Annotated in this window: 1 protein-coding gene; it reads left to right on the top strand. The window is 53.7% G+C overall.

Translation table 11 applies throughout. The features are described from left to right. Positions 1-415 (top strand): IS3 family transposase (locus ACM6IN_RS20465; protein ID WP_414916617.1); only part of this gene is annotated, 415 nt, incomplete at its 5' end. Positions 416-423 lie beyond the last annotated feature (8 nt).

Genomic DNA, 423 nt, shown 5'->3' with positions numbered 1-423 from the left:
TTGGTCGATGGCTCCGAACATGCCGGCAGAGCTGGTGTGCACTGCGATGCAACTGGCTATCGCGCAACGTCAACCGCCACCAGGCTTGATTGCCCACTCAGATCGGGGTAGCCAATATGCGAGTGCAGCTTACAGAGAATTACTGGCAAGAAACGACATGCAGCAGAGCATGAGCCGTAAAGGTAATTGCTGGGACAATGCAGTGATGGAGCGCTTCTTTTTGAGTTTGAAAATGGAGCGGGTATGGCGACGTGACTACGCGAACCACGCTGAAGCGATCCGCGACATCACCGAATACATCGTTGGGTTTTACAACAACGAACGGCTGCACTCGAAACTGGGATATCTGCCACCGACCGTTTACGAGCGGGCGATGGCGTCAAAACCACCTATCGAGGTGTCCGGAATTAGTTGACCACTGCA

Source organism: Pseudomonas sp. IT-P395, from assembly GCF_949767675.1.
In the GTDB taxonomy this organism is placed as follows: domain Bacteria; phylum Pseudomonadota; class Gammaproteobacteria; order Pseudomonadales; family Pseudomonadaceae; genus Aquipseudomonas.
This window is presented reverse-complemented; position numbering and strand designations above follow the sequence as displayed.